The following is a 23,205-nucleotide window of genomic DNA, read 5'->3' on the forward strand; positions in this document are numbered from 1 at the left end:
GAAGTCCTATGGCTCGCGCTCTCCTGCGGGACAGCGACGTCTATCCGGTCGCGCTCCGTGAGCTGCGCGTCCTGCGGATCAGTGATGTGAACTCCCGGATGCGCCGGGTGACGTTGACCGGAGAACAGTTGCGTCCCTTCGATACCGGTGCGGTCCAGGTGCCGGAGTTCCGCAGCACCGGCTTCGACGACCACATCAAGCTCTACTTTCCCTATCCAGGGGAGTCAGAGGTGCTGCTGCCGGTGCAGAAGGCAGGGCGTCTCGACTTCGGCACCGGCCAGCGGCCGCTGATGAAGAGCTACACGGTGCGGCGCTGGGATCCGGAGGCGGAGGAGCTGGACGTCGACTTCGTCCGCCACGGCACCGGCGTGGCTACGACCTGGGCGTACCGGTGCACCATCGGAGACCGGATCCACATCGCTGGGCCGGGTCGCAGTCTCGGGCTCCCGCACAGTACGGACTGGCTCCTCATCATCGGCGACGAAACGGCATTGCCCGCGATCGGCCGCTGCCTGGATGATCTGCCGGAGGGGTACCGGGTGCGTGCGCTCATCGAAGTACCGGACCACCTCCACGAGCAGGACCTGCCGACTGCCGCAGACGCCATGATCACCTGGATCCACCGGCACGACGCCGAACCTGGGCAGCTGCTGCACGAGGCCGTCACCGGGCTCGACTGGTGGCCGGGAGCCGCCTTCGCATGGGTGGCTGCTGAGACACAGGCGGTTCGCCGGATCCGCTGGCATCTCCTGGAGGATCGTGGTGTGCCGAAGGAGGCGCTTCAGCACGTCGGCTATTGGCGGCGCCGCGAGGTGCGCGCGCGCCGCGACGACCCCTCCCTTCCCGACATCAACGCGGCGGAGAAGCTCCCCGGCATCCGGTTCCAGGCCATGGCGAGCCTCGCCACGCCGTTCGCGATCCGGGCCGCTGCCTCGCTCGGGCTCGCCGAGCTGATCGCCCGTGGCGTGGACGACCTGGATCGGCTGGCTGACCACACCGGCTCGGACCCCGCCGCGCTCGGCCGGTTGCTGCGCTACCTGACCACGGTCGAGATACTCTCCCGCACGCCACAGGGGCGCTACCGCCTCACCGAACTGGGGGAGTTCCTCGCCCACGAGATCATTTCTGACCGGCTCGACCTGAACGGGGCTGAGGCCCGTCAGGACCTGGCGTTCGCCGACCTGCTGGACGCAGTGCGCGGTGACGGCAAGGCCCACCAGGACCGCGGGCTCCAGGGGGCCCAACTGCGTGAGGACCCGAGCTTCCAGCACGGGCTCCTCGAACAGGCAGGCAGACAGGCTCAGCTCTTCGCACCGGCCCTCGCGGCGAGTGCCGCACTCTCCGGGGTCACCCATCTGCTGGTGCACGCCGACGCAGCGCACGTGATTGCCCAAGAAGCGCTCCGCCGTCACGAGGAGATGCGGCTCACTCTGGTCGCTCACCCGGTGCAGACCGGGCCGCTGCGTGCTGAGCTGGAGGAATCGGTGACCGATGCGGTGCGGGATGGCCAGGTACAGGTAGTCGAGCAGCCGGATACAGCCGCCGGGGCGGAGCCCGATGCGGTGCTGTTCGTGCAACAGCTCAGCCGTCTCGCTGATGCTGATGCCGTGCGCGCGCTGCGCCGGGCCGCCCAGGACGTTCGTGACGGCGTACCGGTGCTGGTCCTCGAAGCTCCCCTCGACGTTGCCGCACCGGAGGAGGGGAGTGCGGCCGTCGATTTGCGTGATCTCGCCCTCTACGGGGCAGGGCAACGCACCGACGGCGAGTATCGGGCAGTCTTCGAGGCTGCCGGGCTGCAGGTGGCCGATGCTGATCTCGTCGGGCAGGAGAACACCGTTTACGTTCTCCGCCCGCAGGGGTGAGTGGGCAATGACGCCATCGACCACTACTGCACGCGCCACCGGCGCCTCGCCGCGTCGGGGCGTGGCGCGGACCAACAGGTGGCGCCTCACTGGCCTGATCCTCGCGCTCTGCGGGCTGGCCGCCCTCGCACTGCTGTCCGTTGCGGTCGGGTCCCGGCCAATTCCGCTGTCAGAGGTGCTGGACGCCGTCTTCAACTACTCAGGACAGATCGAGGAACACATCATCATTGCGCAGATGCGCATGCCCCGCACACTGGTGGGGCTCGCCGTCGGTGCCGCGCTTGGTCTCGCAGGTGCGCTCATCCAGGCGCTCACTCGCAACCCACTCGCCGATCCAGGGATCCTGGGCGTCAGTTCCGGAGCTGCCTTCTTCGTGGCGCTCGGCGTCTCAGTCTTCGGGGTTGGCACGATCCTCGGATACGTCTGGTTCGCCTTCGCGGGCGCCCTGGTGGTCACGCTCGCGGTCTATCTCATCGGTTCGGCGGGTCGAGGGTCGGCGGACCCGGTGCGACTTACCCTGGCCGGTGTGGCACTCGGGGCCGTCCTTTCCGGGCTCACCACGGCGATGACGCTGCTGGACCCCACCGCCTTCGACCAGATGCGCCACTGGAACGCGGGAGTGATCGCGGGGCGCGGCTACGACATCCTGCTCCCGGTGTTGCCGTTCCTCTGCGCCGGAGTGCTGATCGCGCTGCTGGTCGCGCGCCCGCTGAACTCCATCGCGCTCGGTGAGGACCTCGCCGCCGCGCTCGGCACCAACACTCTCTGGACGCGGATCGCCGTCGTCGCCGCGGTCACCCTCCTGGCCGGTGGTGCGACGGCGATCGCCGGACCGATCGGCTTCATCGGGTTGATGGTCCCGCATATCGCTCGCTGGATCGTGGGTCCGGCGCAACCGTGGATCCTCGGCTACACGCTCGTGCTCGCCCCCGCACTGTTGCTGATCTCCGATGTGATCGGCCGGGTGGTGCTGCGGCCCGGCGAAGTGCCGGTGGGGATCATCACAGCGTTCGTCGGTGCACCCGTGCTGATCCTGCTGATCCGCCGTCGCCGGGCCAGTGGTCTATGAGCGCGCAGACTCACAACCATGCGCGCAGCACTGCACGCGTCGACTTCGGGCATGCGGTGGTCCAGATCCGGGGACGCCGGCTGTCCGTGCGCTTCGCCGTCCGCAGCGTCGTGACGGTCGTGGTGCTGGCCGCGTTGGCCGGAACGCTCGCCCTGGTGGCACTCACTCTCGGTGACTATCCGCTCACTCTCGAGGAGGTCGTGCTCGCGCTGACCGGGCAGGACGCCGGGATGGCCAACCTGGTGGTGGTCGAGTGGCGAGCCCCGCGGGCGCTGGCTGCGCTCGCATTCGGTGCGGCTTTGGGCGTCTCCGGTGCCATCTTCCAGAGCCTGACCCGGAACCCGCTCGCGAGCCCGGACATCATCGGATTCGCTACGGGGTCCTTCACCGGTGCTCTTGTGGTGATCGTCATCATCGGCGGCTCCTATGTGCAGGTCGCCGGTGGTGCGCTGGTCGGGGGGATCCTGACCGCCGCCGCGGTCTACGCCTTGTCCTATAAGCGAGGTGTCCAGGGGTTCCGATTCATCATCGTCGGCATCGCCGTCTCGGCCATGTTGGCAAGCCTGAACACCTGGCTGATGCTCCGCGCTGAGCTCGAGGTCGCGATGAGCGCCGCTGTGTGGAACGCGGGAAGTCTCAACGGCATCACGTGGGCGCAGGCGGGCGCGGGATCAGTCGCAGTGGTTGTCCTGATGTTGCTGGCTGCGGCTCAGTCGCCCGGGCTGCGTCAGATCGAGCTCGGGGACGACGCGGCGAAGGCGCTCGGCGTATCGGTCGAGCCGGTGCGCCTCGGACTGGTCATCACGGGTGTGGCGCTGACCGCGGCCGTGACCGCAGCGGCCGGTCCGATCTCCTTCATCGCGCTGGCTGCACCGCAGATCGCCCGCCGGCTCGCCCGCACACCAGGGGTCACCCTGGCTCCGGCGGCAGCGATGGGGGCGCTTCTTCTGCTCGCTGCGGACGTCCTCGCTCAGCACGCACTTCCCAGTTCTCTGCCAGTCGGTGTGGTCACCGTCGTCATCGGAGGTAGCTACCTCGTCTGGCTCCTCGTCCACGAAGCAAGGCGGCAGGTATGACCATCTCCGACACGCAGACCGGGTCCATCGCGGACAAGACCGCTCAGCCACCGGCGCGTCTCTACACCGACCGGGCCACACTCGGGTACGACGGCCGAGTCATTTCTGATGCGCTTTCGGTCAGCGTGCCCGATGAGTCCTTCACTGTGATCGTCGGAGCGAATGCCTGCGGGAAGTCGACGCTGTTGCGAGGCCTGTCCCGGCTTCTGAAACCGGCCGCGGGGCAGGTCGTGCTGGATGGCGAGATGATCACGAACTACCGGGCGAAAGAGGTGGCGCGCCGGCTCGGGCTGCTTCCGCAGTCTTCCCTTGCTCCTGATGGGATCACCGTTGCCGACCTGGTCGCTCGCGGCCGGTACCCGCACCAGGGGCTGCTGCGGCAGTGGAGCGAGGACGACGAGCATGCGGTGGCACACGCCATGGACGCCACTGGGGTGACTTCCCTCTCCGGGCGACTGGTCGATGAACTTTCCGGTGGGCAGCGCCAGCGAGTCTGGGTGGCCATGGTGCTGGCCCAGCAGACGAACATCCTGCTCCTGGATGAGCCCACCACCTTCCTGGACATCGCCTACCAGATCGAGCTCCTCGAACTCTTCACCGACCTCCACCAGGAGGGTCGCACGCTGGTGGCGGTGCTCCACGATCTCAACCATGCGGCACGCTACGCCAGCCACCTGATCGCTATGAAGGACGGAGCGGTGGTCGCCGAAGGCTCCCCGTCCGATGTCGTGACCGCAGAGTTGGTCGAGGAGGTCTTTGGATTGCGGTGCCTCGTGGTTCCCGACCCGGTCGTCGGAAAGCCCACGGTGGTGCCGCTGGGCCGCGATCGCAACTGAAGTCTGCTGGTCGGTCGGCCACGCCGCGCTGGTGCCCGGGCAGCGCCTGATGAGCTCGCTGCTGGCGCTCCCGTTGGCTAATTTAGGTTAGCCTTGCCTTATTGTTGATCGCAGTCCTGGGTCGCGTCACATCCATGTCGCGCCACTTGCCATCACCTATCGAGGAGGAGCAACCAATGACCGCAGTCTTGCCGAGGCCGCACCTGGATCACATCCGGCATTCCACCCGCCGCGCACGCACCCTGTGCTCCCACTATTCATCGGTGCGGGCCGACATCACCCGCCGCCACCTGTTCGGACTGGGGGCAGTGACGACGGCGGGGGTGCTCGCCGGATGCGGCACCACTGACGAGACGGGCCCGGGGGCCGGGAGCGAACTGCTCGACTACGACTATCTGGAGTTCTCCGGGCAGATCCCTGCCGATCCGCAGCGCGTGCTCGTGATCGAGGGCCGCGCCGACCTGGAGTTCGCCCTGACCTGCGGGTATCCGGTCATTGCCTCCGGGTTCTACTTCGGCCGCGACGGCGCACTCTTCGACGAGCTGGGCGAGCTGATGCCAGCTGATCTGGAGACCTTCGATTTCGCCGAGACGAATGAACCCGACTACGAGAAGATCGCCTCGCTCGAACCGGATCTGATCGTGATGCGACAGCCCGCGTGGGCCGGTGACTTCTACGGGAGGTCGCGATTGTTGGAGATCGCGCCCGTCCTGGCGGTAGCGTCCGGGAGTACCGGATGGCAGCAGACGATGCGCGACCAGGCCACCATGCTCAGGCGTGATCAGGTCGTCAATGATGAGATCGAGCGATACACCGACCTCATCGAGGAGATTCGTGCACGCTCGGGCCCCCAGCTCGACGCGACGACGCTGATCTATGGCACCGCCCTCGACGACGGCGGAATGTACGTCATCACCGATTCTCAGGCCAACGAGGTCGCGGCCGATCTCGGAATCGACGTTCCGCGGTATGAACCCGGAGCCGACGAGAACGGCTATCACGAGTTGTCACCGGAGAACCTCGACCAAGTCTCCGAAGCCACCACGTTGGCCATCTATGCCTATGACGAACGCCCGGCTCTCGGCCAGACCCCGACCTTCCAGCTATTGCCTGCAGCCCAAAGCGGGAACGTGCACAGTCTCGACCTCACGCTGAACCAGGGGCTCGCCCGCGCCGCATGTGCGATGGCGCGACGGCTCGAGGAGATCGTCACCGCATGAGGGTGAGCGCCACGCCGGCCCCCTCCCTTCGGCGCCTGTTCCTGTCCCTGGCGTTCGTGCTATCCGTCGGTGCCGCCGCCGCGTGCGGGAATGACCCGGCCGAGTCGACCTCACCGGCTGAATCGGACGGCTCCGACCTCGCGGCGGGCTTCCCGACGACCGTCGAGCACGGACTCGGATCGGCCGCGATCGACGATATGCCGGAGCGGGTCGTGACGCTGGGTGACTACAACGATCTGGACTCAGTGCTTGCGCTAGGCATCGAACCGGTCGCGTTCGGCTTCACCGATGCCTTTGGCACTGGTTTGGCATCGTGGCAACTCGCTGCCGGTGCCGACTCGATCGACCAGTTCGACGTGAGCACTGGGATCAGCGTGGAGGCCGTGGCAGCGGCTGACCCCGACCTGATCGTCGGGATGACCTCTCAGGTGGAGCCACTCTACGAGCAACTGTCGGCGGTGGCACCGACGATCGCAGTGCCGTTCGACACCACCTGGCAGGGCCAGCTCCAGGTCATCGCGCAGGCGACTGGCCGGACGGCCCAGGCGGAGGCCCTGGAAGCTGACGTTTCCGCTGCGCTGTCCGATGGAGCCGCACTACTCGACGAGTACGCAGACCGTCCGGTCATGGTCGCCTCCTACTATGGCGACACCTTCTATATCCAGGGCGAGCAGAGTTCGATGACCGGACTCCTGCGGGAACTCGGTCTCACCGTCGTCACCACGACGGATGAGCAACTCGAGGAGCAGTCACTCGAGGCCATACCGGTACTCGATCAAGCTGAGATCATCCTGTCCCTGGCCACGGACCGGGCAGCCACGATCACCGCTCAGGACAACCCGTTGTGGCAGTCGCTTCCCGCTGTGGAGGCCGGACGCTACACCGCGCTCACCGGCGGTCAGGCGCGTGGGGTCAGCGACGGTTTCAACGCGCTCTCATACCAGACCGTGATCGACGAACTCGTCCAGGTCGTCACGGAGACGGCGGACGGCAATGGCACACCGCTCTCATAGCCCGCGCCAGACACTCAGAACTAGTCATACCGAAGAAGGGACGCACGTTGATCGCTCGAGAAGGTAGGAACCTGACACGGGGCCGGACGTTGGGTGCCGTCGCCGTCGGGGCGGTCCTCGCCTTGGTGGCCGGTTGCGCTGCTGACGAGTCGCCCTCAGAGGAGGCCGCGTCTGCGGAGACCCGCGTGATCGAGACGCACTACGGGGAGGTGACAGTTCCGGCTGATCCGCAGCGCATCGCCGCGGTCTCGTACAACACTGTCTGGCAATTGCAGTCGCTCGACATCCAGCCGGTAGCCTCGCAGGACTACAGCCGGTGGGCGCAGGAGTACACCGATGAGCAGAATGCGTTCATCGACGGCCTGGAGACGGTTGGGTCATTCGGGGAGCTGAACTATGAGGCAGTGGCCTCGGCTGAGCCGGACCTGATCGTCGGGGACGCGTATGAGATCGACGACGAAGCCTACGAGCGATTGTCTGCGATCGCGCCGACGGCGATCTACTTCGGCGACAGTCGCGGCGACTGGCAGACGGTCGTGACCGGCCTCGCCGACGCAACTGGTGCGCAGGAGGCGCTGGGCCGGAACCGCGACGCCTATGAGGCGCGTATCGCCGATCTGCAGCAGTCCTATGCCGAGGTCATCTCCGGCCAGCAGTGGGCCCTGATCACCGCCGGCGACGGTGATGCCGAGTTCGCCGTACTGTTCCCGACCGGGGAGATCGGAGCGACGCTGAGCGATCTCGGTGTCTCGATCGCTCCAGGTGTCCCAGAGCCGGATGAAGAGCGTGCCGCCTTCGGTTACGCGAACTACTCCTTCGAGTACCTCGACCAGTATCTGGGCGAGGCCGACATCATCCTGACCCCGGCGAACGCGGACGGAAGCACGTGGCCGCCGCTGGACGCCGTCTTCAGCAACAGCCTGTTCCAGGCGCTGCCGGCGGCGCAAGAGGGCGATGTCTACGAGGTCTATGCCGGCATTCGGAGCTATTCAGATGCGCTGGAGTATCTCGACCGGCTCGAGGATGAGGCACTTGCGCACGTCCATCCGTAAACAGCGCCGCGGCGATCCCGCCGGTCTCGGGAGAGGGTGGCTGACGCGATGGCTGCCGGTGTTCGGGCGGCCACCGCGGCAGGCACCCGCTGCCGCTCCGCTGGCGGCAGGTGAGGCGACGACAGCACGGCGATTCACGCTCCGGGTGATCGTCGCGGCCCCGCAGTTGACGATTCCCGCCGCACTCCTGTCCACCGTCCACCAGGTCGGCGAGGCGCTGGTTCCAGTGGTGATGGGGCTGGCGATTGACCGGGGACTGGCGAGCGGAGACATGCGGCAGGCCGGGTTCTGGCTGCTCGTGCTCGGCCTGAACTTCCTGATGCTCTCACTGGGGTTCCGCTTCGCCGCCTTGCTCTCCACCAGGGCCGTGCAGCTGACCCAGCACCGGCTGCGTTCGATGTTGTCGGCAGCTGTGCTGCACACGCGGCACCGGGCGGTCAGACAGGCCGACGGCGCGGTCCTGTCGACGACGACCAGCGACGTCTCGGGCCTGTCCCTGGCCGTGACGATCGGGGTATTCCCCGTCGGCGGTCTGGTGGGGATCGGTTTCATCGCCGCGACGCTGTTCGCCATCTACTGGCCGCTGGGCGTGGCCGTCGCGATCGGTGCACCCTTTGCGGTGGTGGCGATGGGTGCGCTGAGCAGCCCGTTCGCCCGCAGCAGGCACCGCTCGCAGACGCTGCTCGCCGCAGCAGTGGGGCAGGCAACCGACATGGTGGCCGGCTACCGGGTGATCAAGGGGGTCGGCGCCGAACAGGAGGCGACCGCGCGATACCGGCGTTCCAGCCGTACGGCGCTTGCCGGTGCACACAGCAGCATCGGTGCGCTGGGCAGGTATCTCGCCGGAAGTAACGCGGTCAGTGGTGCCTTTGTCGCCATTATGGCGGGTTTGGCCGGGTGGTTCGCCGTCGACGGGCGGATCAGCGTCGGTGAGCTGATCGCCGTCGTCGGCCTCGCCCAGGTACTGCTGCCGCCGCTGAACATGCTGACCTCGGAGACGGTCACCTGGTGGGCGACCGCCGTCGCCTCGGGTGGCCGGATCCTCGACCTCCTGGCGGAGCCGAACCGATCCGCGCCGCCGAGCGGACCCGACGCGCACGACGCCACGCTGTCCGCACTGCCGCCGGTCGAGGTCCAGCTCGACGGTGATGAGCAGATCCGAGTGGAGCCGGGTGAGCTCGTAGGTGTCCATGCCGACGATCGAGTGGCGGCACGGATCGTCGCGGCCCTGCTCGACCCGGCAGCGGGGGAGGGACGTGTGTTCCTCGACGGTGTCCCGGCCGGGCGACTCGACGAGGACATCTACCGGTCGCAGGTGAGGGTTGCACCACATGAGGCTGTGCTGTTCAGCGGCACGATTGCGGAGAACCTCGACATACCCGGCGCCCCGCCCGGACTCAGACAGGCCGCGCTGAAGGCGGCGGCCTGTGACGATTTCGCGACCGTCGCGCTGGGCGGCGGGGACCGCCAGGTCGGTCAGAACGGCGAGCAACTATCTGGCGGACAGCGACAGCGCGTGGCGCTGGCGCGAGCGCTCGCCACCGATGCGCCGGTCCTAGTGCTGCACGATCCCACGACGGCGGTGGACGCGGTGACCGAGACGGCCATCGCCGGGGGCCTGCGCGAGATCCGGAATGGACGTTCGACCCTCCTCATCGCCTCGTCACCGGCGCTGCTCGGCAGGTGCGATCGCGTCGTCGACCTGCGCCGCGCGACGGCGGGTGTGTCATGAGCACCTCGATCCTGCCGATCGCCGGGGCCCGGGAGGTCTGGACAGAGCTGCGCCGCGCGAGCCACGGGCACCGGCTCATGATCGCCGCCGCCATCGGCCTTGGCCTCCTCTCCGCCGGGCTGGGGCTGCTCTTCCCCGCACTGCTCGGTGCCCTCGTCGACCTCATCGACGACGATGCCGCAGATCTCGGCACCGTCGTCACGATCACGGTTGCAGCGGTCGGCGCCACCATCGCCGGCGCTATCGGAACAGCGGTGACGATCGTGCTGGCCGCCCGTGCCTATCAGAGCATCCTGGCCGATCTGCGCGAACGGCTGGTCGCCCGGGCGATGGGGCTGCCGCAGGGCGTCGTGGAGCGAGCAGGTACCGGCGATCTCCTCGCCCGCGCCGGCGACGACGTCGCCCAGATCGCCGATGCCGCGCCCCGGGTGGTCCCGGCCCTGACGAGCGCGGGGTTCACGATCGTCGTCACCCTCGGCGGGATGACCGCCCTCGACTGGCGTTACGGGGCGGCGCTTGCGGTCACGTTGCCCGTCTACTTCCTCACCCTGCGCTGGTACCTCGCCACCGCGCCGCCCGTCTACCAGGCCGAACGCTCCGCGATGGGCGTGCGTGCTCAGCACATCCTGGAATCGCTGCGCGGTCGCGATACTGTGCTCGGTTTCGGGCTCGGCGAACGCCGTCACCACACGGTGATCGGGGCGTCCTGGGCCGTCGTCGGTCACAGCCTGCGGGCCCGCACAGTGCAGAACATGTTCTTCGGGCGGCTCAACTTCGCTGAGTACCTCGGCATGGCGGGCATCCTCACGGCCGGTTACCTGCTGATCAGCGCAGGACACTCCACCATCGGCGCGGCCACCACGGCCATGCTGTTCTTCCTGCGGCTGTTCGGCCCTATCAACCAGCTGCTGATGGTCGTCGACGTGCTGCAGTCGGCGCTCGCGTCGCTGGGCCGGATCGTCGGGGTGATCGCCATGCCCGGACCCGGGCGAGGTGATGTTTCCGGCCCCGGCGCGGCTGGGCGGGCTGGGCAGGCCAGGCAGATCTCAGGGGTGGCAGATGTGGTGGTCCGGCTGCGTGGGGTCACTTTCGCCTACGACGGTGAGCACGTGCTCCACGGCGTCGACCTCTCGATCGGGGCGGGGGAGCGACTAGCGATCGTCGGCGCCTCCGGGGCCGGGAAGACCACCCTCGCCAGAGTGCTGGCGGGCATCTACGTTCCTGCGACCGGCTCCGTCCAGCGCCCCCGGAACACCGCCATGATCACCCAGGAGTCACACGTGTTCGCGGGCACACTGCGGGAGAATCTCACTCTCGCCGCCCCACAGTCCAGCGACGGCGATATCTGGACAGCGCTGGAGGCCACCGGTGCAGCTGGGCTGCTGGAGCTGCTGCCCGATGGTCTGGACACTGCACTGGGCGCCGCTGGTGTGGAACTGACCTCGGCGCAGGCTCAGCAACTCGCCCTGGCCCGGATCATGCTGGTCGACCCGGAGATGGTCATCATGGACGAGGCGACTGCTGAAGCGGGATCGTCTGACGCAGGCGTCCTTGACCGTGCCGCGCAGCGGGTGCTTGACGGGCGGACGGGACTGGTGATCGCGCACCGGCTCTCCCAGGCCGCTGCCTGTGACCGGATCGTCGTGATGGAGCAGGGTCGGATCGCCGAGACCGGCACTCACGCCGAGCTTCTCGCCGCGGACGGCGTCTACGGGCGGCTGTGGCGAGCCTCGAGGTCCGGGTCACCCGCCGGTACGGGGACATGAGGCAGCCACTGCCGGTGTCGGCTGCCAAAGAACTAAGGTTAGGCTTAACTCACTTGTGCGTGACCGTTGACACGCACCGCGTGTTCGACCATGAGAGACGAGCGATCGGGAGAGATGGCGTGAGCAGATTCGGCATTCGAGGGGCACAGACGAGCCGGGATCGGGTGGAGCCTCGCCGGGCTCCGCGCCGGCGGGCGGTCGGTCGTGCGATCCTGGCAGGGTCGGCGTCAGTGGTGCTCCTGGTCGCAGGGTGCAGCGCCGGCGACGACGGGGGAGAAGCGGAGGCTCCGAGCAGCGAAGCCACGTCCTTCCCGGTGACCATCGAGCACACCTACGGCAGTGCGACGATCTCCGAACAGCCGGAGCGGGTGGTGACGGTGGGTCTCATGGACCAGGATGCGTTGCTCGCCCTCGGGATCGTGCCGGTCGCCACCACGGAATGGTTCAGCGCGCAGCCCGGCTCCATCCATCCGTGGGCGACGGATGAACTGGAGGCCGCCGGTGGAGAGCTGCCGGAGGTGGTCGGTGATTCGAGCGCCATCAATTTCGAGGGCATCCTCGAGCAGGACCCGGACCTGATCCTGGCGCTGTACTCAGGCATATCCGAGGAGGACTATCAGAGGCTCTCCGACATCGCCCCCACCGTCGCCCAGCCGGAGGGGCAGGTCGACTACGGCATCGGATGGGAGGAGCTCACCCGCACCGTCGGCGAGGCCGTCGGGATGCCGGACGAGGCGGATGATCTCATCGCGGACGTCGAGGCCCAGTTTGAAGCGGCGCGTACCGAGTACCCGGAGTTCGCCGGCGCGACGGCGGTGATGGCCATGCCGTACGAAGGCGTCTTCGTCTATGGCCCCGACGATCCGCGTGGCCGGTTCCTGACCGAGCTGGGGTTCGAGTTGCCGGCGGGCATTGCGGACCTAGCCGGTGACTCGTTCGGGGCGAGCCTCAGTGAGGAGCAGGTCGACCTGCTCGATGTCGATGTGATCGTGTGGATCGACTCGAGCGAGACGGATGAGGTCGGCGGTCCGCTGTATCGGTCGCTGCCGGTGCACACCGAGGGCCGGGAGGTCTTCGCCGACTCTGAGGACCCGGTGGGCGTCGCGACCTCGTTCGTGACTGTGTTGAGCCTGCCGTTCCTGCTTGAGGAGCTCGTGCCCGTGCTGGCGGACCGCGTCGACGGCGGAGCGTCCGACTGACCGATCTCTCGAGATCACGCGGGCGCAGCCGTCCAGTGGACGGGTTAGCGTAGGGCTATGTCTCGAATCGCTGTTATCGGAGGGCACGGCAAGATTGCCCTCCTGCTCTCGAAGACCCTCGCCGATCGGGGAGACGAGGTCACCTCGATCATCCGCAACCCCGAGCACACGGCTGACGTCGAGGCAACCGGGGCGCACGCCCTCGTGGCCGACGTCGAGCATCTCAGCGCGACCCAGATCGCCGAGGCGATCGCCGGTCACGATGCGATCGTCTGGTCCGCCGGCGCCGGCGGGGGCAATCCGGCTCGTACCTACGCCGTCGACCGCGACGCCGCGATCCGCACCATGGACGCCGCCCAGCTCACCGGGATCTTGCGCTTCGTGATGGTCTCCTACCTTGGCGCGGGCCCGGATCACGGGGTGCCCGAAGATTCGAACTTCTTCCCCTACGCAGAGGCCAAGGCGGCGGCCGACGAGCACCTGCGCGCGACTGCCCTCGACTGGACGATCCTGCAGCCGAGCCGGCTGACCGACGAGCCGGGCAGCGGGCATATCGCCGTCAGTCAGGAGCGTGGCGAGATCTCGCGCCAGGATGTGGCCGCGGTCGCGGCCCGGGTGCTCGAGCGGGCCGACACGGTGGGTGTCTCGGTTCCGTTCGTCGGCGGCCAGGTACCGATCGATGCGGCGCTGGACTCCGTCGTCGGGAATCAGGGCTCCTGACGGCGGCGGCCTCAGGAAAGAGGACCGAGATCGCAGGCTCGCGTGCAGCTGCTGGTCACGCCCGTCTGGGGTGGGCGATGGGTCGAGCCGGATGATCGGCTGTCCATGGCCTGGGAGTGCGACTGAGGATCAGCGGGACAGTCGCGCTATCTGCTGCGCGAGCGCGATGAGATTGTCCACGTCGACCTCGGACAGCGGCTCGATGTCGGCGGCTCGCCTGACCTCGGCGTCCGCGGCGAGCCCGTCACAGATGTAGATCAGTGCGCGAGCGACGAGCCGGTCGGGGACGGCGCCGGCCAGCGTCTCCCGCCAGGCGTCCTGGGCGCGCACCAACGCACGTGCGGCGCTCTGGTGTGCTCCGCGCGCGAGTACGGCGATCGCCGCGTAGTAGAGCTCGAACTCGGAGTCGGCGCGCGCGGACGTGCGCACGATGTAGTCGACCGGACCTGCCTCGGCGCTGCGCATCTGGTCGGTGTCGGCCGCGACCAGCTCGCCGAAGACGTCGGCGAGGCCCTCCGTCAGGTCGTCCTTGGACGGGAAGTGGTAGAGCAGGCCTCCCTTGGAGACGGAGGCGCGATCGGCGACAGCGTCGAGTGTGGCGGCCCGCTCACCCTGGGTCACGAGGATCTCTGCGAATGCGTGCAGCACCTTCGCGCGTGCTGCCGGGGGTGGCGGCATGCCGATCAGGGTACGCCAGGTGTCGGAGATCACTCGTCACTCCACCGTCCAGCCGGTATAGTAACGAATGTTCGTCGATCGCCGGTCTCGTCGACCTGCGCTGTCCGGGAGGTGTCATCCATGTCGCTCACGTTCGACCCCCAGGTCGATCCAGGTCACGACCGCGCGCTCACGCCGGCCACGCCGCTCTCACGCCGACGCCGGTGGCTCGCCCTGGCGGTGCTGATGCTCCCGGTGCTGCTGGTGGCCGTGGACAACACCGTGCTCAACTTTGCGCTCCCGCAGATCAGCGAAGCGCTGCAGCCGACCGGCACCCAGCTGCTGTGGGTGATCGACATCTACCCGCTCGTGCTCGCGGGACTGTTGGTGCCGATGGGGGCCGCAGCCGACCGATTCGGGCGGCGGCGCATGCTGCTGATCGGTTCCGCCGGCTTCGCGCTCGTCTCAGTCGGCGCCGCCTACGCTCCCACTGCCGCGGCCCTCATCGCCGCTCGCGGGCTGCTCGGGCTGTTCGGGGCGATGCTCATGCCATCGACCCTGTCACTGCTGCGTCACATCTTCACCGACCGCCAGGAGCGCCGGACAGCCATCGCCGTCTGGGGCGCCGGTTTCGGAGGAGGGGCCGCATTGGGGCCGGTCGTCGGCGGGTTCCTCCTCGAACACTTCTGGTGGGGGTCGGTCTTCCTGCTCGCCGTCGTCGTGCTCCTGCCGTTGCTCGTCCTCGCACCGCTGTTCCTGCCCGAGTCGGCCGACCCGCGCGCCCAGCCGGTCGATGCGGTGTCGGTGCTGGTGGTCCTAGCCGGGATGGTGGCACTCGTCCTGGGGGTCAAGACCTTCGCCAAGGATGGGGCGAGCATCATCGCCTTCGGAACCTTCGCCGTCGGGCTGGGACTTTTGACGGCGTTCGCGCGCCGGCAGCGGCGCGTGCGCCATCCGATGATCGAGCTCGATCTGTTCCGTCGCGGTGGATTCTCCGGCGCGGTGCTGATCAACCTGCTCTCGGTGGTCGCGCTCGTCGGCTTCCTCTTCTTCGCCTCCCAGGATCTGCAGCTCGTGCACGGCCTTGCGCCGATGCGGGCCAGCCTGGTGCTGCTGCCCGGAGTGCTCGGGATGGTCCTGGCGGGGCTGCTGGCCGCCCGGCTGGCGCGGCGGGTCCGCCCGGTGGTCATCGTGACCGGGGGCATGCTGCTGTCGGCGGGCGGGTACCTGCTGGTGGCGCTGGGATCGGCCGACTTGACGCTGCTCGGTGTGGCGTTCGCGATGGTGGCGATCGGGATCGGGGCGGCCGAGACGCTCTCGAACGATCTCATCCTGTCGTTGGTCCCGGCGGAGAAGGCGGGGGCGGCCTCGGCTATCTCCGAGACTGCCTACGAGGTGGGGTCGGTGCTGGGGACGGCGATTCTCGGCGGTTTGCTGACCAGTGCGTACACCCGCTCGGTGGTCGTGCCGGACGGTGTGGCCGGTGGGGACGCGGCGGCGGCCCGCGAGACCCTCGGTGGTGCGATCGAGGTGGCCGGCAGGCTTCCGGCCGAGCAGGCGCAGGCCCTGGTGGCCTCGGCTCAGGATGCCTTCGCCTCCGGGATCTGGCTCACGTCGCTCATCGGCTCGCTGCTGGTGCTGGGTGCGGCGGGGATCGCCGTCGGTGCGCTACGACGGGCCAGCTGAGGGTCGCGAGCCCCCACCCTCGAAAATCGCTCGTCGATCTGGTTGACCAGATCGACGAGCGATTTCGCGAATGGGCTGGTTCTGACGTAGTGTCAGAATCATGGACATCGTGTACGGAATTGTGTTGGTTCTCCACCTCATCGGGTGGGCGATGGTGCTCGGCGGGGCGATCTACGGGATGCGTAGCGTCGAGCTGAGCAAGGGAATGCTGCACGGCATCCTGACGGCGCTGGTCGCCGGGATCGTCATGGTCGGCCTGGCCTCGGCCGGGGTGGCAGGCAACGAGCCCAACAACATCAAGATCGGCGTCAAGCTGATCATCGCGCTGGTGGTGACCGGCATAGTCATCTACGGCGGCCGCAACAGCGAGAAGGTGACCCGCGGCTACCTCGGAGGGATCGCCGGTCTCACCACTCTCAATGTCGCCATCGCAGTGCTCTGGAGCTGAGCAGCCGCGTCGTCGTGATCGGCTGTCGAGGCGCATCGCGCCTGCCCCGTGGCCGATCGACGAGACCCCTGTCACATTTTGCCTGATGTTCACCTGATGTTCATCTAACGTTCCCCGTCCTGCCGGCGCGCTGACCTCCCCGGCACCGGTTGACTTGGACCGTGCCCACGACTGACGGGATTGGCGAGATGAGCCATCAGCAGCCCGAGCGAGACGCCACCTCAGACCTCGAGAGCCCCGTCGCCGGCACCGCGGTTCTCACCGCGGGCGAGGTGAGCGCCGACACGGCCTCTGAGAGCCCGCTCCGTGGGCCGTTCGACTCACTGATCGCCGAGGGGCGGGCCCGGTCGGTCGTCAACTGGCTCTCCGTCGTCGTCTCGGTGTACGTCCTGATCTCCGCCGTCGGGGTGATCGGCGCCGGCTTCAAGGCGGCCACCGGCGGCCAGGCCGAAGCACTGTTCGGCTTCGCCAGCAACCCGATCGTGGCGCTCATGGTGGGTGTGCTCGCCACCGCGGCCACCCAGTCCTCCTCCACCACGACCTCCATCACGGTGGGTCTGGCTGCTGGTGGGCTGCCGCTGGAGATCGCGATCCCGATCATCATGGGTGCCAACATCGGCACCACGCTCACGAACACCCTGGTGAGCGTCGGAATGATCCGCAACAAGGATGACTTCCGGCGTGCCTTCGCCGCCGCGACCGTGCACGACTTCTTCAACCTCCTCGCCGTGGTCATCCTGCTGCCGCTGGAGATCGCCACGGGCTTCCTCGAGCGCGTATCCGGGTGGCTTGCTGGTGCGCTCACCGGGGTGGGCGGGGTCGACACCGACAGCGTGGACGTGGTCGGTGCGGCAACAGCTCCGCTGGAGAGTCTCGTCGGCTCGCTCACGGAGCCGATGGCCGCGCCCTGGGGTGGACTGGTGATGATCGCCGTCGGGGTGGCGCTCATCGTCCTGTCGATCACCTTCATCGGGAAGGTGCTCAAGGTCCTGATGGTCGGTCAGGCCAAGCGGGTCCTGCATGGCGCGATCGGCCGCGGCCCGATCAGTGGCATCGCCTCCGGGGCCGTGGTGACGGCGATCGTGCAGTCGTCCTCGACGGCCACATCGCTGATGATCCCGCTTGCCGGTTCGGGCACGTTCACACTGCGTCAGATCTACCCGTTCACGCTCGGCTCGAACATCGGCACCACGGCCACCGCGCTGCTGGCGGCACTGGGTCTGAGCGGGGTCGACGCCGCCCTCGGACTACAGGTCGCGCTGGTGCACCTGCTGTTCAACCTGGCGGCTACGGCGGTCATCTTCGGGATTCCCTTCTTGCGTGCCATCCCGATCAAAGGAGCTACCTGGCTGGCCGGCCGATCGGCGGAGAACAAGTCCTTCGCCGCGGTATGGGTGCTCGGGGTGTTCGTCCTCGCTCCCGGCTTGTTGATCGCTGCCACCACCATCTTCTGAAAGGCCGATCGTGAACTCCACCAGCGACCACGATCCATCCACCCCCGAACCGGCCGATGAGCAACCGCCCCTCACCGAGGAGGACATGCCGCGTTCCCTCGAGGAGATCGACGCGGCCCTCGTGCGCCTGATGGCCGAGACTGAGGCGACAGTCAACCGGCTCCGCGCCGAGTTGGCCGAGCGTCGACAGCACGAGGCACAGCATGCCGAGATCGAACGGCTCGAACATCACCTTGCCGAGGCCACGGTGAACTGGTCGAAGGTCAAGGAGTTCTTCGAGGAGGTGCTTCGTGAGCTGACCGGCCGGCAGGCGGCCGATATGGGCGAGGACGAGCGCCCGGCCGGCCGTCCCGAAGGTGAGAGGCGGAACGACCCGGGAACGGAGGAGCGATGACCCCGACGAACCGGCGCACTGCGACAGTCACGCTGGCGGGTGCGGCCGCACTGGCACTCGCCGCCTGCACTGGAGAGGCATCCGCCACCGACCGGATCGAGATCTCTGGATCGTCCACCGTGGCTCCCATCACCGAGCACGTCGCCAGAACGGCCGGGCATGAGGTGTCGGTGACGGCGGAGGGCACCGAGGACGGGTTCGTGCGCTTCTGCGCGGGGGAGTCCGCGATCAACAACGCCTCCGAGGCCATCCCGCAGGAGTTCCTGGACGCCTGCGCAGCCTCTGGGATCGAGTTCATCGAACTGCCGATCGCCTGGGACGCCCTCGCCGTGGTGGTGCATGCCGAGAACGACTTCGCTGATGACCTCACGCTCGAGGAGCTGGGCGCGATCTGGGCTCCGGACTCGAGTGTGCAGACGTGGCAGGACGTGCGACCCGAGTGGCCGGACTCCGAGCTCACCCGCTACGGGCGACCGGACGGGTCGGGCACCTTCGCGACCTTCACGCACCACGTCAACGGCGAGACCGGCGAGATCGTCGAGGGAGTGCAGTCCTCGGACGACATCACCGAACTCACCGGCTGGGTCGCGGACGACCCGGGAGCGATCGCCTTCATGGGCATCGGCAACTACCTCGGCAGCGCCGAGACGCGCGATGAGATGACCACCGTGAGCATCGACGGCGTGGCACCCTCGCTCGAGCGTGTGCAGGACGGCAGCTACGAGCCGCTGAGCCGGCCGCTGTTCATCTACGTCTCGACGGCTGCGCTGGAGTCAGAGGACGTCACTGGGTTCGTCGAGGCATACCTGGAGCAGGCGCAGGCGTCCGCGGCCCTGACGTTCTTCTACGCTCTGGACGACGAGCTCACCGCGGCGGCGGCGCAGCGGTTCGAGGCACGCGTGGTTGGGTCGGTCTTCGATGGTGACCCGTTCGGTGAGGTCGACCTGCTGGAGGCGCTCACGTCCTGATGCCGATGGGCCGATTCGGGCGGCTACCTGACCCAGCGGGATGCGGCACCATGGGGCGCAATGACTGAGGCAGCTGAAACCGAGGTTCGCTCGCGTGGTTCCGTGGGTGAGGTGTTCTGGATCTTCCTCCGGCTCGGCTTGACCTCGTTCGGCGGACCGGTGGCCCACCTCGGCTACTTCCGGGAGGCCCTGGTGCAGCGGCGCCGGTGGCTGACCGACGCCGCCTACGCCGACATCGTGGCGCTGTGCCAGTTCCTGCCCGGCCCAGCCTCCAGTCAGGTGGGTATGGCGCTCGGCGTGCGCCGAGCGGGCATCGGCGGGATGCTGGCAGCTTGGTTCGCGTTCACGATGCCCTCGGCCATCGTGCTGGTGGCCTTCGCCTATGGCGTGTCCGCGTGGGGAGATCTCGACGGCGCAGGCTGGCTTCTCGGGCTGAAAGCGGCAGCCGTGGCCGTGGTCGCCCAGGCGGTGCTCGGGATGGCCAAGACGCTCACCCCGGATGCGCCGAGGGCTACCATCGCCGCCGCCGCCATGATCCTGGTGCTGTTGGTGCCGAGCACAGTGGTGCAGGTGGTGGTGATCGCGGCGGGTGGTCTGGCCGGGCTGTTGTGGCTGCGGGCACGGGAGGATGCTGTGCCCGGCGACGACGGCGACCTGGCACTCCCCGTGTCGCGCCGCACCGGGGTGATCTGCCTGAGCCTCTTTGCCCTGTTGCTCGCCTGCCTGCCGCTCGTCGTGGCGTTCACCACCGATCCCACCCTCCGGCTGGTCGACCTGTTCTACCGGGCCGGGTCGCTGGTGTTCGGCGGCGGGCACGTGGTGCTCCCGCTGCTGGAGTCCGAGACCGTGGCCACGGGGTTGGTCGGGCATGACATCTTCCTTGCCGGGTATGGGGCCGCGCAGGCGGTGCCTGGCCCGCTGTTCACCTTCGCCGCCTATCTCGGGGCCAGTGCCACCGCGGGACCGACGGGAGTTCTCGGTGGCGCGATCGCGTTGCTGGCGATCTTCCTGCCCGCGGCGTTGCTGGTGCTCGGGGTGCTGCCGTTCTGGGAGCGGCTCCGGCGGGTGCGGGCCGCGCGGCGCGCACTGCTGGGGATCAACGCGGCCGTGGTGGGCATCCTCGCCGCCGCGCTGTACGACCCGGTGTTCACGCAAGGTGTGACCTCCGCGACCGCCCTGGCACTGGCCGTGGCGGTGTTCATCGCGCAGACCTGGTGGAAGGTGCCCGCCTGGGCGGCAGTGATCGGTGCTGGGGTGGTCGGCTTCGTGGTCCTCTGATCGGACGCGGCACGACCGGACAACGGACGGGCGATTCCACGGTTCGAGGGAAGCTACAGGGAAGAGATCGCGGCACTCTCAGGAAACAGATCGTGGAGTTCTATCCTGCCGCGGACACGATGTGCGCTGCGTTGTGGACACACGGCATTCGATGTCGGACCGAGCGCATAGGCTCGGGTCGCGATGACATCACTGTTCGACGACCTGCCCCTGTTCCCCTCCGCCACGGTTCCCGTTGGCGGCGACTCCCACCTGCCCGGTGTGCCCTCCCCGGCTGTTGACGATGAGAGGCCGGCCGAGGCTAGCCCCGCGGAGGCGACACCTGGGGAGAGTGAGGGGCCGCCGTCGTTGGCCGCCGAGGCACTCCTGGACGGGCTGAACCCCCAGCAGAAAGCCGCAGTGGAGCACACCGGCGGGCAGCTGCTGATCATCGCCGGTGCCGGCTCGGGCAAGACCCGGGTGCTCACGCACCGGATCGCCTACCTGCTGGCCACCGGGCGGGCGCGCCCGGGGCAGATCCTCGCGATCACGTTCACCAACAAGGCCGCCGCGGAGATGCGCGAACGGGTGGCCGAGCTGGTGGGCCCGCGCGCGGCGGTGATGTGGGTCTCCACCTTCCACTCCGCGTGCGTGCGGATCCTGCGGCGGGAGGCGAAGACGCTGGGGATCCGGTCGTCCTTCTCCATCTATGACGCCGCCGATTCCCAGCGGTTGATGACGCTCGTGTGCCGCGAGCTGGACCTCGACCCCAAGCGCTACCCGCCGAAGGCGTTCAGCCGTCGCGTCTCGGACCTGAAGAACGAGCTGATCGACCCTGACAGCTACGCCGGCGAGGTGAGCGAGTCGAACCCCTACGAGCAGAACCTGCTCGCCGCCTACCGGCTCTACAACGAGCGTCTCCGGCAGGCGCACGCGCTCGACTTCGACGACATCATCATGACCACGGTCAGCCTGCTGCAGGCCTTCCCGGCCGTGGCCGAGCACTACCGCCGCCGGTTCCGGCACATCCTGGTGGACGAGTACCAGGACACCAACCACGCCCAGTACATGCTGGTGCGTGAACTCACCGGTGTCTCAGCCGAGATCGCCGACGGCGCAGGTTCCGTTGCCGAGGAGGGCGCCCTGGCGACCCTCCCGCCTGCCGAGTTGACCGTGGTGGGTGACTCCGACCAGTCCATTTACGCCTTCCGCGGTGCCACGATCCGCAACATCCTCGAGTTCGAGGCCGACTACCCGAACGCGCGCACCATCGTGCTGGAGCAGAACTACCGCTCCACCCAGACGATCCTCACGGCCGCGAATGCGGTGATCGCGAAGAACTCCGGCCGGCGCGCGAAGAACCTATGGACGGATTCCGGCAGCGGCACCCAGATCGTGGGGTATGTCGCGGACAACGAGCACGAAGAGGCGCGGTTCATCGCCGAGGAGATCGACCGGCTGATCGACGCCGGCGAGCTCAGCCCGCGGGACGTGGCCGTCTTCTACCGCACCAACGCCCAGTCGCGGGCGCTGGAAGAGGTCTTCATCCGCACCGGGCTGCCGTACAAGGTGGTCGGCGGCACTCGCTTCTACGAGCGCAAGGAGATCAAGGACGCGATCGCGTACCTGCGGGCGATCGCCAACCCGGACGATTCGGTGAACCTGCGCCGCATCCTGAACGTCCCCAAGCGCGGGCTCGGGGACCGGGCCGAGGCGATGCTCGCCGCCCACGCCGAACGTGAGCGGGTGTCGTTCGGGGCGGCGATCGAGGATCTCGACAACGTGCTCGGGCTGGCCACGCGATCGATGACGGCCGCGCGTGGGTTCGCGGACATGATGCGCGAGCTGCGGGCGCTCGCGGACGGCGGGGCCACACCGGCGGAGGTGCTGGACGCCGCGTTGGACAACTCCGGCTATCTGGGCGAACTGCGCTCCAGCAACGACCCGCAGGACCACTCCCGGGTGGAGAACCTGGCCGAGTTGCACGCGGTGGCCGCCGAGTTCACCGAGAACGAGCCCGATGGCGACCTCGGGGACTTCCTGGAGCGGGTCTCCCTCGTGGCCGATGCCGACCAGATTCCCGACGACGATGCCGGCATGGTCACCCTGATGACCGTGCACACGGCGAAGGGTCTGGAGTTCCCGGCGGTGTTCGTCACCGGGATGGAGGACGGCACGTTCCCGCACCAGCGGGCGCTCGCCGACCCGGATGAGCTCGCCGAGGAGCGACGGCTGGCGTATGTGGCACTGACGCGCGCCCGGGAACGGCTGTACCTGACCCGCGCCGGGGTGCGGACCTCGTTCGGGATGCCGAACGAGCAGCCCGCGAGCCGGTTCCTCTCCGATGTGCCGCCCGAACTCCTGGACTGGAAGCGCGAGGAGTCCTCGATGGCGACCCTGCGTGCCGGGCGTGGGGGATATGGCGGGTTCGGGGGCCAGGGTGGGGCCGGTAGTCAGGGTGGGCGGCGAGGTTCGCGGGGCCCGTCAGGTCCTGCGGTGACCACCACCCGAGGGGAGCGGCCCGCGTCTTTCGGCTCGGCCACGCCGCGCGGGGACGTGCCCACGCTCGACATCGGCGACCGGGTGACCCACGACTCCTACGGCATGGGGCGGGTGGTGGCCCTCGAGGGAACGGGGAGCAACGCCGTCGCGAAGATCGACTTCGGTGACAGCGGGACCAAGCGACTGTTGCTGCGGTACTCGCCGGTGGAGAAGTTGTGAGCGTGCGTCGGTGCTGAGCGGATCGGCCGACCATAGCGACTTTGCGATCGGCGCCAGGTGCACTGTTGACGAGCC

General features: G+C 68.2%; 19 protein-coding genes. 18 read left to right on the forward strand and 1 reads right to left on the reverse strand.

All coding sequences use genetic code 11. The annotated features are described in order from the left end of the window. The first annotated feature begins 8 nt into the window (after positions 1–8). From FV560_RS10525 to FV560_RS10575, 11 genes are all read left to right on the forward strand, one after another. On the forward strand, positions 9–1,862 hold the full coding sequence (locus FV560_RS10525; RefSeq protein WP_159621486.1) for a siderophore-interacting protein: 1,854 nt from the start codon (positions 9–11) through the stop codon (positions 1,860–1,862). Between the two features lie 7 nt (positions 1,863–1,869). After that, positions 1,870–2,931 (forward strand): iron chelate uptake ABC transporter family permease subunit, encoded by a 1,062-nt coding sequence (locus tag FV560_RS10530; RefSeq protein ID WP_200837607.1) that lies wholly within the window; start codon positions 1,870–1,872, stop codon positions 2,929–2,931. Then, positions 2,928–4,007 (forward strand): FecCD family ABC transporter permease, encoded by a 1,080-nt coding sequence (locus tag FV560_RS10535; protein WP_159621487.1) that lies wholly within the window; start codon positions 2,928–2,930, stop codon positions 4,005–4,007. Before FV560_RS10530 ends, FV560_RS10535 begins: the two co-directional genes overlap by 4 nt. Next, positions 4,004–4,843 carry an ABC transporter ATP-binding protein gene (locus FV560_RS10540; protein WP_159621488.1) on the forward strand — a complete coding sequence of 280 codons (840 nt, stop codon included), beginning with the start codon at positions 4,004–4,006 and terminating at the stop codon, positions 4,841–4,843. Before FV560_RS10535 ends, FV560_RS10540 begins: the two co-directional genes overlap by 4 nt. Positions 4,844–5,019: 176 nt before the next feature. Beyond that, on the forward strand, positions 5,020–6,063 hold the full coding sequence (locus FV560_RS10545) for an ABC transporter substrate-binding protein (protein ID WP_159621489.1): 1,044 nt from the start codon (positions 5,020–5,022) through the stop codon (positions 6,061–6,063). Further along, positions 6,060–7,076, forward strand: coding sequence for an ABC transporter substrate-binding protein (locus FV560_RS10550; RefSeq protein WP_159621490.1), 1,017 nt, complete (start codon positions 6,060–6,062; stop codon positions 7,074–7,076). Before FV560_RS10545 ends, FV560_RS10550 begins: the two co-directional genes overlap by 4 nt. Positions 7,077–7,261: 185 nt before the next feature. Then, positions 7,262–8,128 carry an ABC transporter substrate-binding protein gene (locus FV560_RS10555; protein ID WP_159621491.1) on the forward strand — a complete coding sequence of 289 codons (867 nt, stop codon included), beginning with the start codon at positions 7,262–7,264 and terminating at the stop codon, positions 8,126–8,128. Next, positions 8,109–9,860: an ABC transporter ATP-binding protein gene (locus tag FV560_RS10560; RefSeq protein WP_200837608.1), complete on the forward strand. Its 1,752-nt coding sequence runs from the start codon at positions 8,109–8,111 to the stop codon at positions 9,858–9,860. Before FV560_RS10555 ends, FV560_RS10560 begins: the two co-directional genes overlap by 20 nt. After that, positions 9,857–11,626 (forward strand): ABC transporter ATP-binding protein, encoded by a 1,770-nt coding sequence (locus tag FV560_RS10565; protein ID WP_159621493.1) that lies wholly within the window; start codon positions 9,857–9,859, stop codon positions 11,624–11,626. The genes FV560_RS10560 and FV560_RS10565 overlap by 4 nt, the downstream gene beginning before the upstream one ends. Before the next feature lie 119 nt (positions 11,627–11,745). Further along, positions 11,746–12,825, forward strand: coding sequence for an iron-siderophore ABC transporter substrate-binding protein (locus FV560_RS10570; RefSeq protein ID WP_200837609.1), 1,080 nt, complete (start codon positions 11,746–11,748; stop codon positions 12,823–12,825). 57 nt (positions 12,826–12,882) lie between these two features. After that, positions 12,883–13,545: an SDR family oxidoreductase gene (locus tag FV560_RS10575; protein ID WP_159621495.1), complete on the forward strand. Its 663-nt coding sequence runs from the start codon at positions 12,883–12,885 to the stop codon at positions 13,543–13,545. Positions 13,546–13,674: 129 nt separating this feature from the next. On the opposite strand, the gene FV560_RS10580 is transcribed toward FV560_RS10575, so the two are convergent. Beyond that, positions 13,675–14,223 carry a TetR family transcriptional regulator gene (locus tag FV560_RS10580; RefSeq protein WP_235020057.1) on the reverse strand — a complete coding sequence of 183 codons (549 nt, stop codon included), beginning with the start codon at positions 14,221–14,223 and terminating at the stop codon, positions 13,675–13,677. 120 nt (positions 14,224–14,343) lie between these two features. Here FV560_RS10580 and FV560_RS10585 point away from each other — a divergent pair, with 120 nt between their 5' ends. The 7 genes from FV560_RS10585 to pcrA all read left to right on the forward strand — a co-directional run bounded on the left by FV560_RS10585 (position 14,344) and on the right by pcrA (position 23,130). Next, positions 14,344–15,888: an MFS transporter gene (locus FV560_RS10585; RefSeq protein ID WP_159621496.1), complete on the forward strand. Its 1,545-nt coding sequence runs from the start codon at positions 14,344–14,346 to the stop codon at positions 15,886–15,888. 100 nt (positions 15,889–15,988) lie between these two features. Then, complete coding sequence (locus FV560_RS10590) at positions 15,989–16,336, forward strand: hypothetical protein (protein ID WP_159621497.1); 348 nt, start codon at positions 15,989–15,991, stop codon at positions 16,334–16,336. Positions 16,337–16,497: 161 nt separating this feature from the next. Further along, positions 16,498–17,790, forward strand: coding sequence for a Na/Pi cotransporter family protein (locus FV560_RS10595; protein ID WP_235020058.1), 1,293 nt, complete (start codon positions 16,498–16,500; stop codon positions 17,788–17,790). A 10-nt stretch (positions 17,791–17,800) separates the two neighbouring features. Continuing rightward, positions 17,801–18,184, forward strand: a complete 384-nt coding sequence (locus FV560_RS20120; protein ID WP_200837610.1) for a hypothetical protein — start codon at positions 17,801–17,803, stop codon at positions 18,182–18,184. Continuing rightward, positions 18,181–19,152, forward strand: a complete 972-nt coding sequence (locus FV560_RS10605; RefSeq protein WP_159621498.1) for a substrate-binding domain-containing protein — start codon at positions 18,181–18,183, stop codon at positions 19,150–19,152. Before FV560_RS20120 ends, FV560_RS10605 begins: the two co-directional genes overlap by 4 nt. A 60-nt stretch (positions 19,153–19,212) precedes the next feature. Then, a complete protein-coding gene (gene chrA / locus FV560_RS10610) occupies positions 19,213–20,430 on the forward strand; it encodes a chromate efflux transporter (RefSeq protein WP_159621499.1) in 1,218 nt (405 codons plus the stop codon). Between the two features lie 183 nt (positions 20,431–20,613). Continuing rightward, complete coding sequence (gene pcrA / locus FV560_RS10615; protein WP_159621500.1) at positions 20,614–23,130, forward strand: DNA helicase PcrA; 2,517 nt, start codon at positions 20,614–20,616, stop codon at positions 23,128–23,130. Positions 23,131–23,205 lie beyond the last annotated feature (75 nt).

It is taken from the genome of Ruania rhizosphaerae (assembly GCF_009805705.1).
Taxonomy (GTDB): Bacteria; Actinomycetota; Actinomycetes; order Actinomycetales; family Beutenbergiaceae; genus Ruania; species Ruania rhizosphaerae.

Excerpts from the sequence above, each read along its gene's own strand:
- chrA (WP_159621499.1), top strand. The coding sequence starts at position 19,213 with ATGACTGAGGCAGCTGAAACCGAGGTTCGCTCGCGTGGTTCCGTGGGT.
- FV560_RS10545 (WP_159621489.1), top strand. The coding sequence starts at position 5,020 with ATGACCGCAGTCTTGCCGAGGCCGCACCTGGATCACATCCGGCATTCC.
- FV560_RS10605 (WP_159621498.1), top strand. The coding sequence starts at position 18,181 with ATGACCCCGACGAACCGGCGCACTGCGACAGTCACGCTGGCGGGTGCG.
- FV560_RS10575 (WP_159621495.1), top strand. The coding sequence starts at position 12,883 with ATGTCTCGAATCGCTGTTATCGGAGGGCACGGCAAGATTGCCCTCCTG.
- FV560_RS10550 (WP_159621490.1), top strand. The coding sequence starts at position 6,060 with ATGAGGGTGAGCGCCACGCCGGCCCCCTCCCTTCGGCGCCTGTTCCTG.
- pcrA (WP_159621500.1), top strand. The coding sequence starts at position 20,614 with ATGACATCACTGTTCGACGACCTGCCCCTGTTCCCCTCCGCCACGGTT.
- FV560_RS10565 (WP_159621493.1), top strand. The coding sequence starts at position 9,857 with ATGAGCACCTCGATCCTGCCGATCGCCGGGGCCCGGGAGGTCTGGACA.
- FV560_RS10580 (WP_235020057.1), bottom strand. The coding sequence starts at position 14,223 with ATGCCGCCACCCCCGGCAGCACGCGCGAAGGTGCTGCACGCATTCGCA.
- FV560_RS10540 (WP_159621488.1), top strand. The coding sequence starts at position 4,004 with ATGACCATCTCCGACACGCAGACCGGGTCCATCGCGGACAAGACCGCT.
- FV560_RS10535 (WP_159621487.1), top strand. The coding sequence starts at position 2,928 with ATGAGCGCGCAGACTCACAACCATGCGCGCAGCACTGCACGCGTCGAC.
- FV560_RS10585 (WP_159621496.1), top strand. The coding sequence starts at position 14,344 with ATGTCGCTCACGTTCGACCCCCAGGTCGATCCAGGTCACGACCGCGCG.
- FV560_RS10590 (WP_159621497.1), top strand. The coding sequence starts at position 15,989 with ATGGACATCGTGTACGGAATTGTGTTGGTTCTCCACCTCATCGGGTGG.
- FV560_RS10525 (WP_159621486.1), top strand. The coding sequence starts at position 9 with ATGGCTCGCGCTCTCCTGCGGGACAGCGACGTCTATCCGGTCGCGCTC.
- FV560_RS10530 (WP_200837607.1), top strand. The coding sequence starts at position 1,870 with ATGACGCCATCGACCACTACTGCACGCGCCACCGGCGCCTCGCCGCGT.